This is a genomic window from Pantoea sp. y20, from assembly GCF_054903455.1.
The window spans coordinates 4,181,244-4,196,697 of sequence record NZ_CM142816.1 but is presented as its reverse complement, the minus strand read 5'-3'; the positions used below and the strand labels follow the sequence as shown (position 1 = coordinate 4,196,697).

Genomic DNA, 15,454 nt, shown 5'->3' with positions numbered 1-15,454 from the left:
ATTAGAGAGGGATCACGGCTTAATGGTGCGCATGATCGGGTTTTGCAGGGAGATCAGGGTTTCGGTGGACTGAATTTCGTCGATGGTCTGGATCTTATTGATCAACACCTGTTGCAAGGCATCGATTGATCGGCACATCACTTTGATAAAGATGCTGTAATGACCGGTGGTGTACCAGGCTTCCACCACTTCATCCAGCGCGTCGAGTTTGCTCAGAGCCGCCGGATAATCGCGCGCGCTTTTAAGGATAATGCCGATAAAGCAACACACATCGAAGCCGAGCTGACGCGGATCGATCTCCACGCGCGTGCCCAAAATAATGCCCGCCTGACGCATCTTCTCCACCCGCACATGAATGGTGCCGGGGCTGACGTTGAACTGCTTGGCGAGCTCGGCATAGGCGGTACGCGCATTCTGTAGCAGCGCATTCAGAATGCCGCGATCCAGGTTATCCAGCTGAAGGTGTTCCGCCATTGTCCATCCTCGTTGAGTTCTTCTTCTATGAATAGAGGAGAATGTGCAGCAAATTAGCGGTGCAGGCAAGGTGCAGACAACAGCCATGCCGTTGTCTGCCTGCTTTTTAGCGCTTACGCCAGAAGGTCACTTGCGCCTGCGTGTGCTGGAATTTGCGCGCCGTTTCGCGGATCACAAAGGGTACATCCTGCGGCGGTGCCACTTCGTCAAAGGCATCACGTAACAGACGCTGCAGCGCCTGATAGGTTGTCAGCGCTTCACCATTTTCGCGAACACCGCCCAGCCAGTTCTCTTTCGGCGTGAAATCTTCCAGCCAGGTATACGGCGATGACAGCACCAGCAAACCACCGGCGCGGATCATCGGCGTGACATCCTGCAGGAAACGTTTTGGCTGACGCAGACGATCGATCAGGTTAGAGGCCAGCACCAGATCGTAACGGTCCGGCTGCGGCTTCAGGTTACAGGCATCGCCCTGCACAAACTGAATACGCTGCGCTTGCTCAGCTTCCAGACCAAACTCTTTCAGCCGCACCTGACGATACTCCACCAGATCGCCCTCTTCAGGCACCACATAGCGGAAATCCTCACCGGAGGTCAGCTGCAGCGCAACATCAATAAAGCGCGCCGAGTAATCCATGCCCGTTACTGCCTCGAAGTGTCGCGCCAGTTCAAAGCTGGCCCGCCCGGTGGCGCAGCCGATGTCCAGCGCCTGACCCCGCGCAGTAGAGTGCGGCAGCAGTTTTTCCACCAGCGCAGCCGCGTAGTTGGGTACGTTGTAGTAGCTCGGTCCGTACTGGAAATCGAGATACTGCGACACCATGCTGTCGGTTTCATAAGGATTGAGCGTCATGCTCTCTTCATGGGAAGAAACGACATAGCGGAAACCGGCGTGCTGGAAGAAGTGACGACGGAAGGCGTAACGCGCAGACTTCAGCGCTTCATTGCCGGTGGAAATCCAGCTGCCACCTTTGATCAGCGCATGTTTGCCATCAAAGGTTGGTGTGGAGAAATCGTCGTAGAGCGGATGCACCTTAAAGCCTTCGAAACCGTTGGTTGGCGTCGTGGTCCACTGCCAGACGTTGCCGACGATGTCGTAAAACTCACCTTGTGCGAAGCGATCGACCGGGCTGGAGGAAGCCCAGTATGCCAGATTGATGTTGCCCGGCGCTTCAGTCCAGTCCGGCTGATCGCCGCCAACTTGCTCACGCAGCTGCGCCCATTCGGCTTCGCAGGGAAGCTGAACAGATTTACCGGTCTCTTCCGCCAGCCAGCGACAGAACGCGGCGGCTTCCAGTTGATTCACTTCCGCCGGCCAATCCCACGGCATCGCCACTTCTTCGGCCAGCACGCGCAGTTTTAGCTGATCGGGCAGCTTTTCGTCACCGACCCAGAATGTCGGCATCTGCGCACCGGAAAATTCACGCCAGCCCCAACCTTCGTCATCCCACCAGCGGCGATCGTTATAACCGTCCGCCGCAATAAAACGATAAAACTCGGCATTGCTGACCAGCATTTTACTGGCCTTAAACGGCTTCAGTTCGGTTTGCTGGCTACCGTATTCGTTATCCCAGCCATAAGTGTCGTCGGTTTTGCCCTGCTGCACACGGCCGCCGGGCATCGCGATCAGAGAATTTTCCGGTACCGATTGACGATCGTGACGCGCCTGCGGGCAAACTGGCCAGTGCGGCTGCGGCTTAACCCATTCAATCGGCAACTGGCGCATCAGCACGCTGGAGGTTTCCAGATGAATACGTTCGTGTTCGATGCCCATCAAAATCACCCACGCCGGGCTGTCCCAGTCGATCGGCAGTTCCAGCGGCATGGTGCGAATAAACTCACTCACCAGGCTTTTCACTTTGCCACGATAGTCGCGCACTTCTGCGATGGTCGGCCAGTCGTAATGGCTGTCGTTGAGATCGTCCCAGCTCATCTCATCCACGCCGATCGCCATCATCGCCTCAATACGATCGTCAACGCGTTGATCGAGGTAGCGGCCTGCCATCAGCTTATTAATGTAGAAGGTTGCGGTGTGACCAAAATAGAAGATCAGCGGATGGCGCAGCGAAATGGCTTTGTTAAACCAGGCGCGCTCGTCCGCCAGGCAATCAAACAAGCTTTCATACAGTTCCCAGGTTTGGGTGAAGTACGCCAGCAGCTCGGCCCGTTTTTGTTCGGAGTGTTGGCCGGAAAGTTTCAGCGTACGGGTCGGTGCGGGAAGTTGGACGGTCGTCACAAGGTGCTCCAGTTTGCTAAATGCTCGAACTTATCAATATAGCAAATTAGCATTTCCGCCAGATGAATTAGCGCTGCCAGCGGCGCAGCAGACGGCTTTTCAGGCCGGTATCGAAGCGCCAGATGTGATCGAAGATGCGCAGAATGCCGGGTTTGCCATGCAGCGACATTGCTACCGCGTGGAAGCGCTGTTGATGTTGGCGCTGACGCTGCTTAATGGTGCTGACGATGTCGTCCGGCAAACGCTGGGCAATAAAATCCGAAACGATCACCGCATCCGCTTCCTGCCACGCGCTGCCTTCCATGCGTTTCACCACCGCCGCAAGGCAGGCCGCGAGATCGGTACCGCCGCGAAAACGCTGGCTGAGGAAACGGATCGCCTGCTCAATGCCGTTATCAGCGGTGAGTTCATAACCGATCACTTCATGAGCAAACAGCATGATATAGCAGCGGCGCTTATCCGCCAGCGCCACTTTCAGCAGCGCCAGGCAAAAGGCTTTGGCGCAGCGCTCATTGAAACCGCCCATCGATCCGGACGTATCAACGCAAACGATAAACGGGCCGCGCGGTTGCTCCTCATGCTGCTGGTGGCTGGCCGGACTCATGGTGACTTTTTCGTGCCACGCATCGCCCTGCAGACGATAAGTCAGCAAGCGTTTCTCGACTAAGCGCCGATAAAACTCCAGCTCTAACTCGCTTATGCTCAATGCCGCCAGCTCAGGTGGCAACAGACGCAGCACATCATCGCTTTGATGAATGCCGCTGACTTCTTCCGGTACGTTATCCGGTTCGCGCACCAGCTGGTGAAACGCTTCCAGCGGTACATCCTGCGACGGCACCGATTTGGCCTCGCGGCTGCGACCCAGCTGCTGCGCCAGCTTCATCAATTCCGGCTGCTGGGCGAGGAAATCGCCGTACTGCACAATCAGTTCATAATCGCCGTGCTGCAGCGGCGCTTTGCTTAAATCCCACAGGCGTCCGGCGGCAGCTTCATCGTCATCGGTAAGAATCGGCGCCAGCTGACCGCTGATCGCCATGCGCTGCTGCAGCTCGGCCATCAAGCGTTCGCGCTGCTCTTCCAGAAGGGTTTCATTCAGCGTCAGCGTTTGCAGCGTCAGGCTGAGACGCCAGCGTTGCAGGAACAAGGTGTGTTGCGCGTTGCTGAGCTGGTCGCTTTCAGCATTCAGCAGCAGTTTGCTGGCTTCTTCGATGAACGGCGACGGCAGGCTTTTCAGCTGCGTCATAATGTTGGGTAACTGCTGGGTGAAATGTTGCGTGCTGAGTAGCTGCATCTGTTGAAACAGCTGAAACTCCTGCGCCAGCGCTTCTGGCACCGGCGTGACTTTGATCTGCTCGGCGATCTCCGATCGCCAGCGCGGCAGATCGCGCAACATGGCTTGTTTCAGGCGGGGAAATTTCTCAAAGAACAGCGCCAGTTGCGGTGAGGCGAGCAGCGCGATAATCAGCTCTTCGATTAACTCGGTTTCGCCAATCGACAACAGCGCACTCAGCGTCTCCAGTGAGATCATTTTCTCGCCTGTTTCAGCTGTTCCGCGACATCCTGCAGGCTGGTTTCGATGCGTGCCAGCCAGTCATCGCTAATGAACAGACAGCGCTGATGCTGGCTGAACAGCGTGCGCTGCGCGCGCAGCTGGGTTTCCAGCGCGTCATATTCATCAGCGATCTCCTGCGGCATCTCGCTGCTGCTGCTGGCGCCCGGCAGCGTCAGACGCGTGGATTGCAGGCTGACATCGCGCAGCGTCAAACAGTGATGAGTATCCACCAGCATATCCAGCGTCTGACCAAAGCCGATGCCGTTCAGCTTGCCACGGATTTCACCACCCTTCAGCAGCCACTGATCCAGCGCTTCGCGGCCAATCAGAATGTGCGTCACCTGCATGTCGTGCAGCATCAACGGTTGTTGCAGCATTAGCGTCAGTTGATCATCGGTGATGGCGGCGGGTAATTCGTAGTGCGGTTTGCGGCTGAACATGCCGCTGTGTTTCTCCAGCGTTAGCGCTTGCGCCACGCTTTGCTGCTGTTGCAGCGCCAGCCGGCGGCCTTTGATCTGCTGCAGCTTATGTAGCAGCGCCTGTTGCTGCCACGCATGTTGCGACATCAGCGTATCGATTTCGCGATCCAGCATTTTCATCGACGCCACGTCATGCCACAGGCAATCTTTCAGCAGCACTAAGTCGATGGGCGCGATGGCCACGCGACCGCTGTAAAAGGCGCTAGCCTGCAACAGGTGAATGGCTTTCTTCCAGCGACGATCGGAAATGTACGGCGCGTCCGGCAGCGTTTCTAACTGCTGACGAAGCTGATAGATCAGTTCAAACACGTGATCCGGTAAACTGACCTGGCTGATGCCTTTCTGCCACTGCTCATACTCTTCGTCGCTGATGCGCAACGATTCCGCCACTGGATTGTCGTTTTCATCCTGCTGGTGGGTGAGCATGCTGCGGAAGTTCTGCTTCTCATGCACGTTATCCAGCCACAGGCGAATCAACATGCGGTCATACAGCGCTTCGAGGCCACTATCGGCTTCCGGCAATTCGTTGGAAGCGGTAACCAGCAGGCGCATTGGGATTTTTTCTTCGCTGTCGCCATTGCGGAAGCGGCGTTCGTTAATGGCAGTCAACAAGGTATTAAGAATTGCCGGGCCGGCTTTCCAGATTTCGTCGAGGAAGACTATTTCGGCATCCGGCAGATAACCTTTGGTCAGACGCTGATAACGCCCTTCATCTTTTAGTGCCTGAATCGACAGCGGGCCAAACACCTCTTCGGGGGTGGAAAAACGGGTCATCAGGTATTCAAATGCGCGGGCGTGCTGGAAGGCATATTTCAATCGGCGGGCAATCAGACTCTTGGCGATGCCCGGCGGCCCGAGCAGAAACACACTTTCGCCACTTAAGGCAGCCAGCAAACAGAGGCGGATCGCATGATGGCGTTCATACAGCCCTTTTTCCAGAGCGTTGCTCAGGCGAGAAATTCTTTCTGCCAAAAGATGGGGTTGAGCCATAATCACATCATTATCCTTTTGATACTGGTGCCGTCATAGTCTGGCGAGCGCAATACTCTACTGATTATCATGCGCGATTGCGTTGATAGCCGTCAGCTTTTTTGTTTCAGAAGGTTGATGCGAGAAAACTCGCCGCTTCCAACGGTTTTTTGGCGCTATTTTCGGCGAAAAACCGCGTCACCGACGCGATGGTGACACTTTGTAAGAGTAGGTTTTTTTGGGAATATGTGCATACTGTGCGCTTTTTGATGGCTTGAGCGGAAGGCAAGCGCCTCCGGCTCCAACAAAAGACAACTTATGAGCTCGGATAAGAAACAGTCCCTTGGGGCAGTCACGCTGGCGGCAATTGGCGTGGTGTATGGCGATATCGGTACCAGCCCACTCTATACATTGCGTGAATGCCTCTCTGGTCAGTTTGGATTTGGCGTGGAGCGCGAAGCGGTTTTTGGCTTCCTGTCGCTGATTTTCTGGCTGCTGATTCTGGTGGTGTCGCTGAAGTACATCAGCTACGTGATGCGTGCAGATAACGCCGGTGAAGGCGGGATTTTAACGCTGATGTCGCTGGCCGGACGAAATACCGGCGCCAGAGCCACCGCGATACTGGTGATCATGGGCCTGATCGGCGGCAGCTTCTTCTACGGGGAAGTGGTGATCACGCCAGCGGTGTCGGTGCTATCGGCGATAGAAGGTCTGGAAATTGCCGCGCCGAGCCTCGATACCTACATCGTGCCGTTGGCGATTGCGGTGCTGACGTTGCTGTTTGTCATCCAGAAGCACGGCACCGGCATTGTCGGTAAGCTGTTCGCGCCGGTGATGCTGCTGTGGTTTATCATCCTCGCCGTATTGGGTGCGCGTAGCATCATTAATAATCCTGACGTGCTGCACGCCATGAATCCTTACTGGGCGCTGCACTTCTTTATTCAATACAAAAGTGTCTCTTTCTTCGCGCTGGGCGCGGTGGTGCTGGCGATTACCGGCGTGGAAGCGCTGTATGCCGATATGGGCCACTTCGGTAAATTTCCGATTCGTCTCGCCTGGTTTATCGTGGTGCTGCCTTCACTGGTGCTCAACTACTTTGGTCAGGGCGCGCTGCTGCTCAAACATCCTGAAGCGATCAAAAACCCGTTCTTCCTGCTTGCGCCGGATTGGATGCTGATCCCGATGTTGATTCTCGCCACCTTAGCCACAGTGATCGCCTCGCAAGCGGTGATTTCCGGCGTGTTCTCATTAACGCGTCAGGCAGTGCGTCTCGGCTATTTGCCGCCGATGCGCATTGTGCACACCTCAGAAGAGGAGTCCGGGCAGATCTATATTCCGGTGATTAACTGGCTGCTCTACTTCTCGGTGGTGATTGTGATTGTTGGCTTCGAGCACTCCAGCAATCTAGCGGCGGCTTATGGCATCGCGGTCACCGGCACCATGGTGCTGACCGCCATTCTCTGTTCTACCGTGGCGATTCAAAACTGGCACTGGAACCGCTATCTGGTGGTGCTGATTCTGATTGCCATGCTGATCATCGACGTGTCGCTGTTCTCCGCCAACCTGATCAAAGTGTTCTCCGGCGGTTGGCTGCCGCTGACGCTGGCGCTGATGATGTTCATCATTATGACTACCTGGAAAAGCGAGCGTTTCCGTCTGCTGCGTCGCATGCATGAGCACGGCAATTCACTGGAAGCGATGATTGCATCGCTGGAGAAATCGCCGCCGGTACGCGTGCCGGGCACCGCGGTGTATATGTCGCGTGCGCTGAATGTGATTCCGTTTGCCATGCTGCATAACCTCAAGCACAACAAAGTGTTGCATGAGCGCGTGGTGCTGCTGACGCTGCGTACGGAAGATGCGCCTTACGTGCACAACGTCCGTCGTGTGACCATCGAACAGTTGTCGCCGACCTTCTGGCGCGTGGTGGCGAGTTACGGCTGGCGCGAAACGCCAAACGTCGAAGAGATTTTCCACCGTTGCGGTCTTGAAGGCCTGAACTGCCGCATGATGGAAACCTCCTTCTTTATGTCGCATGAATCGCTGATTATCGGCGATCGTCCGTGGTACCTGCGCCTGCGCGGCAAGCTGTTCCTCGCGCTGCAACGCAATGCGCTACGCGCGCCGGATCAGTTTGAAATCCCACCGAACCGCGTGATCGAGTTGGGAACCCAGGTCGAGATTTAATGTTGTGCGCGTCACCAACTCAAGGTGACGCGCAATCCTCCGCTGGCGCGCTGGCTGAACTGCAAGCGAACGCCGTGCAACTGGGCAATATTTTTCACGATGGAAAGCCCTAATCCGCTGCCGGTTTGCGCCTGTCCTGGCGGTCGCCAAAAGCGTTCACCCAACCTTATCAACTGCTCATCGCTGACGCCTGGCCCGTTATCATCAACGGTAATGGCGCGGGCATTGAGCTGCACATCAATAGTGCTGCCCGACGGCGAATAGCGCAGCGCGTTATCCAGCAGATTGCGCACCATCAACCCCAGCAACAGCGGATGACCGTTCATCACCGGTTCGGCATGGCTGGTGAACTGCAAAGCGGTGTTTTGTTGTTCTGCCTGCGGGAAGTGCTCCGCCAGCAGGTTTTGCAGCAGCGGCGCCAGCGCCACCGGTTGAAACTCGCTGCGCAGATCGTCGGCTTCCACGCGTGACAGCGTTAAGAGCTGATCCACCAGACGCGTGGCACGCACGATGCCGCTATCCAGTTGCTGAATGGCGCGTTTGCGCATCGCCTCATCATCATCAGCCAGTTGAATCACTTCACTCTGCACGCGCAGCGCCGCCAGCGGGCTGCGCAGTTCATGGGCGGCATCGGAGGTAAAGCGACGTTCGCGCTGCACCAGATGCGCCATACGACTGAACAAGCCGTTAAGCGCCACCACCAGCGGCTTCACCTCTTTAGGCAAGCGCGTGTCCGGCAATGGCGTGGCATCATCCGGCGCACGCTGATGCAGGGAAAGCGTGAGGCGTTTCAACGGGCGCAGCTCGAACCACACCAGCGCCAGCAGCAGCAGCAACATAAAGGGCATGGCAATCAGCCACGGCAGCAGGCTGCTGAGCGCCAGATCGCGCGTCATATCTTCGCGGTATTCCCATTCTTGCCCGACCACCACGCGATAGCGCTTATCCTCGGAGGTGAGCCACACCAGGCGCCAGCTGTCTTTATCGCCGCGCAGTCGTCCATCAACAAAGCCATCGCGCTGATGATCGAATTGCAGATCGCGACCGTTTTCGCCGTCGTTCAACAACGGTTGGCCTGCCGCGCTGAAAATGGCAAATGCCAGCGCATCATCATCCTGATCGCCGCGGTGATGGCGCAGGATCGCTTTGGTTTTCGGCAACGTCACGTCCTGCAGTGAGGTGGGATCAAGCGCTATCAGCCGTTTGGCGAAAAGCATCTGCTGAGTATCAAACAGCTCGTTCACCGTATCGCGGGTTTGATGCCAGGCGCTGAGGCCGGCCAGGCCGCCGCACACTATAATCAGCAGCACAAAGCCGATGGCGAGGCGCAGAAACAGACTCATTCCGCCGCTCCCAGCGTATAACCGACGCCGTGTACGGTACGAATAAACTGGCTGCCGAGTTTCTTGCGCAGATGATGAATGTGCACTTCCACCGCATTGCTGGAGACATCTTCATCCCAGCTGTAGAGCTTCTCCTCCAGCTGACTGCGCGTCAGCACGCGGCCAGGATTACGCAGAAACAGTTCCAGCAGCGCCAGTTCGCGGCTTTTCAGGCTAACGGGTTCGCCATCGCACAGCACGCTGTGGCTGCCGGGCGCCATTACCACGTTGCCGTGTTTCAGTTCCGGCTGTAGTTGCCCATGACGGCGACGGATCAACGCCTGCAAGCGTGCCGCCACTTCTGTTAACGCAAACGGCTTACACAGGTAATCGTCGGCGCCGAGTTGTAATCCCTGTACGCGCTGATCGAGCGCATCGCGCGCGGTGAGAATCAGCACCGGCACATCGTGTCCTTGCTGGCGCCACTGACGCAGGATATCCAGACCATCGCGTTCGGGCAGCGACAGATCCAGCACCACCGCGTCCCAGGGTGCGGCGGTCAACGCCTGAAATCCGGCTTCGCCGGAGACAAACCAATCCACGCTGAAACCAAGTTTGGTCAACCCGACTTTCAAACCGTCGCCAATCAGCGTGTCATCTTCAATCAGTAAAATGCGCATCAACTCTCCTTCTGTTAAGCGGAGTTATACGAAGCACAATTGCTCTTGTACAGCGAAAATCCCGGCAAATAGACTATTTTTCATGAATGTTAGCCAAACGGATTCTCTTAAGATCCTGTTAAGAACCTTATGGTGAAATAGCTCCCGTAAACCGACACATTCATGGAAAAGAGGTGAATTATGAAAAAGTCTGCAGCTCTGTTAGCGATTGTCGCCCTGGCCGCCACGCCGGTTCTTGCCGCTCAGCAAGGTGGCTTTGTTGATCCCAATGCGCCATCCGCGCAGGTGAAGTCCGGCGGGTTCAAAGCCGATAACACCAGCGTTGTCACGGTGAAACAGGCCGAAGAGATGAAAGACGATAGCTGGATTACCGTGCGCGGTACGCTTGAGAAGCAAATCGGTGATGAGGATTATCAGTTCCGTGATGCCACCGGCACCATGAAAGTTGAAATCGATCATAAACGCTGGAACGGTTTGACCATCACGCCGAAGGATCAGGTAGAACTGACCGGCGAACTGGATAAAGATTTCAACTCCATCGAACTGGACGTGAAACAGGTACGTAAACTGCCGTAATGCCATCTTCGGGGCCGCAGCAGCGGCTCCAAAATCCCACCAAACTCAAATTCTCTCCGGCACAAGCGAAACGTTTCGATGGCGATCACATTTCCGTGATGCCGCCATTGAGTTGCCGTGCGCATTTTATACACTCCCGATCAGCGAAACGTTTCGCTGTGGAGTGGAATAAATGAAAAAAGGTCGCTTGTTAAACGCTGAAGTCTCACATGTGATTGCTCGCCTGGGGCACACCGATACGCTGACGATTGCAGATGCAGGCTTGCCGATTCCGGCCGGTCCACAGCGCATCGATCTGGCGTTAACGCCGGGTACGCCCGAATTTCTACAGGTAGTTGACGTTGTCACGCAGGAGATGCAGGTCGAAAGCGCCCTGATGGCGGAGGAGATTAAGCAGCACAATCCGCAGCTCCACAGCGCACTGCTCGCCGTGCTCGAAGCCTTGCAACAGCACCAGGGGAATGTCATCACCATCCGTTACACCAGCCATGAACAATTCAAACAACATACGCAGCGTAGTCAGGCGGTCATTCGCAGCGGAGAGTGTTCTCCGTATGCGAATGTCATCCTGAGCGCCGGCGTGACCTTCTGAGGCCGCTATGCAACCGTTATTGCAACTCAAAGGAATTGAAAAGTCGTTTCCTGGCGTGAAGGCGTTGAATGGCGCATCGCTGGCCGTTTATCCGGGACGCGTGATGGCGCTGGTGGGTGAAAACGGCGCGGGCAAATCCACCATGATGAAAGTGCTGACCGGCATTTACAGCATGGATGCCGGTTCCCTGCAGTGGCTGGGTAAGGATGTGGCGTTCTCTGGCCCGAAAGCGTCGCAGGAAGCAGGCATTGGCATTATCCATCAGGAACTGAACCTGATTCCGCAGCTGACTGTTGCCGAGAATATCTTCCTTGGCCGCGAATGTGTTAACCGCTTTGGCCGCATCGAATGGAAAAAGATGTATGCCGAAGCGGATGCGCTATTAAAGCGCCTCAATCTGCGTTTCGACAGCCACAAGCTGGTGGGCGATTTGTCGATTGGCGATCAGCAGATGGTCGAGATCGCCAAGGTGCTCAGCTTCGAGTCGAAAGTCATCATTATGGATGAACCGACCGATGCGCTGACTGATACCGAAACGCTGTCGCTGTTCCGCGTCATCAATGAACTGAAAGCGCAAGGCTGCGGCATCGTCTATATCTCGCACCGCATGAAAGAGATCTTCGAGATTTGCGATGACGTCACCGTGTTCCGCGATGGGCAGTTTATTGCCGAACGCGCGGTGTGCGATCTCAGCGAAGAGAGCCTGATCGAGATGATGGTCGGCCGCAAGCTGGAAGATCAATATCCGCGTATCGATCAACAGCCGGGCGAGATCCGCTTAAAAGTGGAAAATCTCAGCGGTCCGGGCGTTAATAACGTCAGCTTTACGCTGCGCAAAGGGGAAATCCTTGGCGTGTCGGGTCTGATGGGCGCAGGACGTACTGAACTGATGAAAGTGCTGTACGGCGCGCTGCCGCGCAGCAAAGGCAAAGTGACGCTGAACGGCCGCGAGATCGTGACCCGCTCTCCGCAGGATGGCCTCGCCAGCGGCATTGTGTATATCTCGGAAGACCGCAAGCGCGATGGTCTGGTGCTCGGCATGTCGGTGAAAGAGAACATGTCGCTGACCGCGCTGCGCTATTTCAGCACTGGCGCGGGCAACCTGCGCCACAGCGACGAGCAACTGGCGGTGGGCGATTTTATCCGCCTGTTCAACGTTAAAACTCCGTCAATGGAGCAACCGATTGGTCTGCTGTCTGGCGGTAATCAGCAAAAAGTGGCGATTGCGCGTGGCCTGATGACGCGCCCCGATGTGCTGATTCTTGATGAGCCGACACGCGGCGTCGATGTCGGGGCAAAAAAAGAAATTTATCAGTTAATTAACCAGTTTAAAGCCGAAGGGCTGAGCATCATTTTGGTGTCGTCGGAAATGCCGGAAGTGCTGGGCATGAGCGATCGTATTGTGGTGATGCATGAAGGCCATCTGAGTGGCGAATTTTCCCGTGAGCAAGCTACCCAGGAATCCCTGATGGCGGCGGCAGTCGGTAAGCAACACAGCGAGGAGTTAGTTGTATGAGCACCCAAACCTTACCCGCCAGCCGTCGTTGGTTTAGCAAAGCCTGGCTGCTGGAGCAGAAATCACTGATTGCATTGATCGTGCTGATCGCCGTGGTTGCCAGCCAGAGCCCGAACTTCTTCACGCTGGCCAACATGTTCAACATTCTGCAGCAGACATCCGTCAACGCCATTATGGCGGTCGGCATGACGCTGGTGATTCTGACCTCGGGCATTGATCTGTCGGTGGGATCGCTGCTGGCGCTGACCGGCGCGGTGGCGGCATCGATTGTCGGATTAGAGGTGAATGCGCTGGTGGCCGTTGCGGCTTCGCTGGCGCTGGGGGCGGCGATTGGCGGTATTACCGGCGTGATTGTAGCGCGCGGCAAGGTGCAGGCTTTCATCGCCACGCTGGTGATGATGTTGCTGCTGCGCGGCGTCACCATGGTTTACACCAACGGCAGCCCAATCAATACCGGTTTTAACGATAACGCCGATCTGTTCGGCTGGTTCGGTATCGGTCGCCCGTTGGGCATTCCAACGCCGGTGTGGCTGATGGTCGCGGTGTTCGGGCTGGCGTGGTACATGCTGCATCACACGCGCCTTGGTCGTTACATCTATGCGCTGGGTGGCAACGAAGCGGCCACGCGTTTGTCGGGCATCAACGTTAATCGCGTTAAAATCATCGTCTATTCGCTGTGCGGCCTGCTGGCGGCATTGGCGGGCACCATCGAAGTGGCGCGTCTCTCTTCCGCACAACCTACAGCGGGCACCGGTTATGAACTGGATGCGATTGCTGCGGTGGTGCTGGGCGGTACCAGCCTGGCGGGCGGTAAAGGTCGCATCATGGGCACGCTGATTGGTGCGTTGATCCTCGGTTTCCTGAATAACGGCCTGAATCTGATGGGCGTATCGTCTTACTACCAAATGATTGTTAAAGCCGTCGTCATTCTGCTAGCGGTGCTGGTGGATAACAAAAGCAGTAAATAACTCTGACCTTCACACAGGATTTAAAAATGAAAAAGTTAACTGCATTGGCCGTCATTCTTGGCGCCACCCTCAGTGCTGGCGCGATGGCAAAGGACACCATTGCTCTGGTGGTATCTACGCTGAATAATCCGTTCTTTGTGTCACTGAAAGATGGCGCACAGAAAGAAGCTGACCAACTGGGTTATAACCTCGTAGTGCTGGATTCGCAGAACAACCCGGCGAAAGAGCTGGCGAACGTGCAGGATCTGACAGTGCGCGGCACCAAGCTGCTGCTGATCAACCCAACTGATTCTGATGCGGTGGGTAACGCCGTGAAGATGGCGAACCAGGCAAATATTCCGGTGATCACGCTGGACCGCGTAGCAGCACAAGGCACCGTGGTGAGCCACGTAGCTTCTGACAACCGCTTCGGCGGCAAAATGGCCGGTGACTTCATCGCCAAAAAACTGGGCGATGGCGCGAAAATTATTGAACTGCAAGGCATTGCCGGTACCTCTGCGGCGCGTGAGCGCGGCGAAGGCTTCAAACAGGCAGCCGATGCCCACAAATTCAACATCCTGGCGAGCCAGCCTGCTGACTTCGACCGTACTAAAGGTCTGAACGTCATGCAGAACCTGCTGCAGGGACATCCGGATGTGCAGGCCGTCTTCGCTCAGAACGATGAAATGGCGCTGGGCGCGCTGCGTGCGCTGCAAACCGCGGGTAAAACCGACGTGCTGGTGGTGGGTTTTGACGGCACCGCTGACGGTGTGAAAGCCGTAGAATCGGGTAAACTGACCGCGACTGTGGCGCAGATGCCAGACAAGATTGGTATGATTGGCGTGCAGACTGCCGATAAAGTATTGAAAGGCGAGAAGGTGCAGGCGGTTAATCCGGTTGACCTGAAGCTGGTGACCAAATAATAAGTAAAGAAAAGCAGGGCAACGCGCCACCGTCCTGGTGGCGCATCTTTCTGGATGAATCCCAATGACCACAAGCGCAAAACTGGCCGTTCTCGGCAGCATCAATGCCGATCACATCCTTAACCTCGCCCATTTTCCACGTCCGGGCGAAACGGTGATCGGGAAACAGTATCACATTGCTTTTGGCGGCAAAGGGGCCAATCAGGCAGTGGCTGCGGGCCGTGCCGGTGCAGACATTGCTTTTATTGCCTGTGTAGGCGCTGATGATATTGGCGAGCGTATTCGTCAGCAGTTGCAGCAAGACCGCATTGATACCGCACCGGTTGAAACTGTCGCAGATGAATCGACCGGTGTAGCGATGATCTTCGTGAATGGCGAAGGCGAAAATAATATCGGCATCTATTCCGGTGCCAATGCCGCGCTGACGCCGGCTCGCGTTGCGCAGCATCAGCAGGTGATTGCCGATGCTGATGCGTTGCTGATGCAGCTGGAATCTCCGCTGGAAAGCGTTCTGGCCGCCGCGAAGGTTGCTCGCGCGCAGCAGACGCAAGTGATCCTGAATCCCGCACCGGCCACGGCGCTCTCTGATGAGCTGCTCGCGCTTATCGACATCATCACGCCAAATGAAACCGAAGCTGAAATTCTCACCGGTATTGCGGTGAAGAGCGATGAAGATGCCGCGCGTGCTGCTGCGGCATTGCATGCGAAAGGTATTGCTACCGTGTTGATCACGCTAGGCCGTCGCGGTGTGTGGCTGAGTGAGCAAGGCAACGGCGTGCGCATTCCGGGCTTCAGCGTGCAGGCCATCGATACTATCGCAGCGGGCGATACCTTCAACGGGGCATTTATTACCGCACGTCTGGAAGGTGTGGCGATGCATGATGCTGTACGTTTCGCCCATGCCGCCGCTGCGATTGCAGTGACGCGTCCGGGCGCGCAGCCCTCAGTGCCGTGGCGCACTGAGATTGACGCCTTCCTGCAACAACAGGACTAAGCGCTTGGCT

The 15,454-nt window shown here is 56.2% G+C and carries 13 protein-coding genes; 7 read left to right on the top strand and 6 right to left on the bottom strand.

The features are described 5' to 3' along the window. Positions 1 to 12: 12 nt before the first annotated feature. The 4 genes from asnC to ravA all read right to left on the bottom strand — a co-directional run bounded on the left by asnC (position 13) and on the right by ravA (position 5,728). Complete coding sequence (asnC, locus tag ACYAC5_RS19605) at positions 13 to 474, bottom strand: transcriptional regulator AsnC (protein ID WP_008106733.1); 462 nt, start codon at positions 472 to 474, stop codon at positions 13 to 15. A gap of 106 nt (positions 475 to 580) precedes the next feature. Further along, the gene (gene ovoA, locus ACYAC5_RS19600; RefSeq protein ID WP_462062165.1) at positions 581 to 2,707 is read right to left on the bottom strand and encodes a 5-histidylcysteine sulfoxide synthase; all 2,127 of its coding nucleotides are present in this window, start codon (positions 2,705 to 2,707) and stop codon (positions 581 to 583) included. Positions 2,708 to 2,774: 67 nt separating this feature from the next. Further along, a complete protein-coding gene (gene viaA, locus ACYAC5_RS19595) occupies positions 2,775 to 4,235 on the bottom strand; it encodes an ATPase RavA stimulator ViaA (RefSeq protein WP_309836578.1) in 1,461 nt (486 codons plus the stop codon). After that, entirely contained in the window at positions 4,232 to 5,728 is a 1,497-nt protein-coding gene (gene ravA, locus ACYAC5_RS19590) for an ATPase RavA (RefSeq protein ID WP_137386815.1), read from the bottom strand. Before ravA ends, viaA begins: the two co-directional genes overlap by 4 nt. A 297-nt stretch (positions 5,729 to 6,025) precedes the next feature. Here ravA and kup point away from each other — a divergent pair, with 297 nt between their 5' ends. Beyond that, positions 6,026 to 7,894 (top strand): low affinity potassium transporter Kup, encoded by a 1,869-nt coding sequence (gene kup, locus ACYAC5_RS19585; protein ID WP_101763918.1) that lies wholly within the window; start codon positions 6,026 to 6,028, stop codon positions 7,892 to 7,894. An 11-nt stretch (positions 7,895 to 7,905) separates the two neighbouring features. On the opposite strand, the gene qseC is transcribed toward kup, so the two are convergent. Next, positions 7,906 to 9,237, bottom strand: coding sequence for a quorum sensing histidine kinase QseC (gene qseC, locus ACYAC5_RS19580; RefSeq protein WP_222235021.1), 1,332 nt, complete (start codon positions 9,235 to 9,237; stop codon positions 7,906 to 7,908). After that, a complete protein-coding gene (gene qseB, locus ACYAC5_RS19575; protein WP_137386813.1) occupies positions 9,234 to 9,896 on the bottom strand; it encodes a quorum sensing response regulator transcription factor QseB in 663 nt (220 codons plus the stop codon). Before qseB ends, qseC begins: the two co-directional genes overlap by 4 nt. 180 nt (positions 9,897 to 10,076) lie before the next feature. Here qseB and ACYAC5_RS19570 point away from each other — a divergent pair, with 180 nt between their 5' ends. From ACYAC5_RS19570 to rbsK, 6 genes are all read left to right on the top strand, one after another. Continuing rightward, positions 10,077 to 10,472 (top strand): YgiW/YdeI family stress tolerance OB fold protein, encoded by a 396-nt coding sequence (locus ACYAC5_RS19570; protein ID WP_176973313.1) that lies wholly within the window; start codon positions 10,077 to 10,079, stop codon positions 10,470 to 10,472. Between the two features lie 172 nt (positions 10,473 to 10,644). Next, positions 10,645 to 11,064: a D-ribose pyranase gene (gene rbsD / locus ACYAC5_RS19565; RefSeq protein ID WP_101763922.1), complete on the top strand. Its 420-nt coding sequence runs from the start codon at positions 10,645 to 10,647 to the stop codon at positions 11,062 to 11,064. Positions 11,065 to 11,071: 7 nt separating this feature from the next. After that, entirely contained in the window at positions 11,072 to 12,580 is a 1,509-nt protein-coding gene (rbsA, locus tag ACYAC5_RS19560; protein WP_462062161.1) for a ribose ABC transporter ATP-binding protein RbsA, read from the top strand. Further along, the gene (gene rbsC, locus ACYAC5_RS19555; RefSeq protein ID WP_008106756.1) at positions 12,577 to 13,548 is read left to right on the top strand and encodes a ribose ABC transporter permease; all 972 of its coding nucleotides are present in this window, start codon (positions 12,577 to 12,579) and stop codon (positions 13,546 to 13,548) included. Before rbsA ends, rbsC begins: the two co-directional genes overlap by 4 nt. Positions 13,549 to 13,574: 26 nt before the next feature. Next, positions 13,575 to 14,450 carry a ribose ABC transporter substrate-binding protein RbsB gene (gene rbsB / locus ACYAC5_RS19550; RefSeq protein ID WP_137386809.1) on the top strand — a complete coding sequence of 292 codons (876 nt, stop codon included), beginning with the start codon at positions 13,575 to 13,577 and terminating at the stop codon, positions 14,448 to 14,450. A gap of 64 nt (positions 14,451 to 14,514) precedes the next feature. Continuing rightward, positions 14,515 to 15,444: a ribokinase gene (gene rbsK / locus ACYAC5_RS19545; protein WP_309836586.1), complete on the top strand. Its 930-nt coding sequence runs from the start codon at positions 14,515 to 14,517 to the stop codon at positions 15,442 to 15,444. The last annotated feature ends 10 nt before the right edge of the window (positions 15,445 to 15,454 follow it).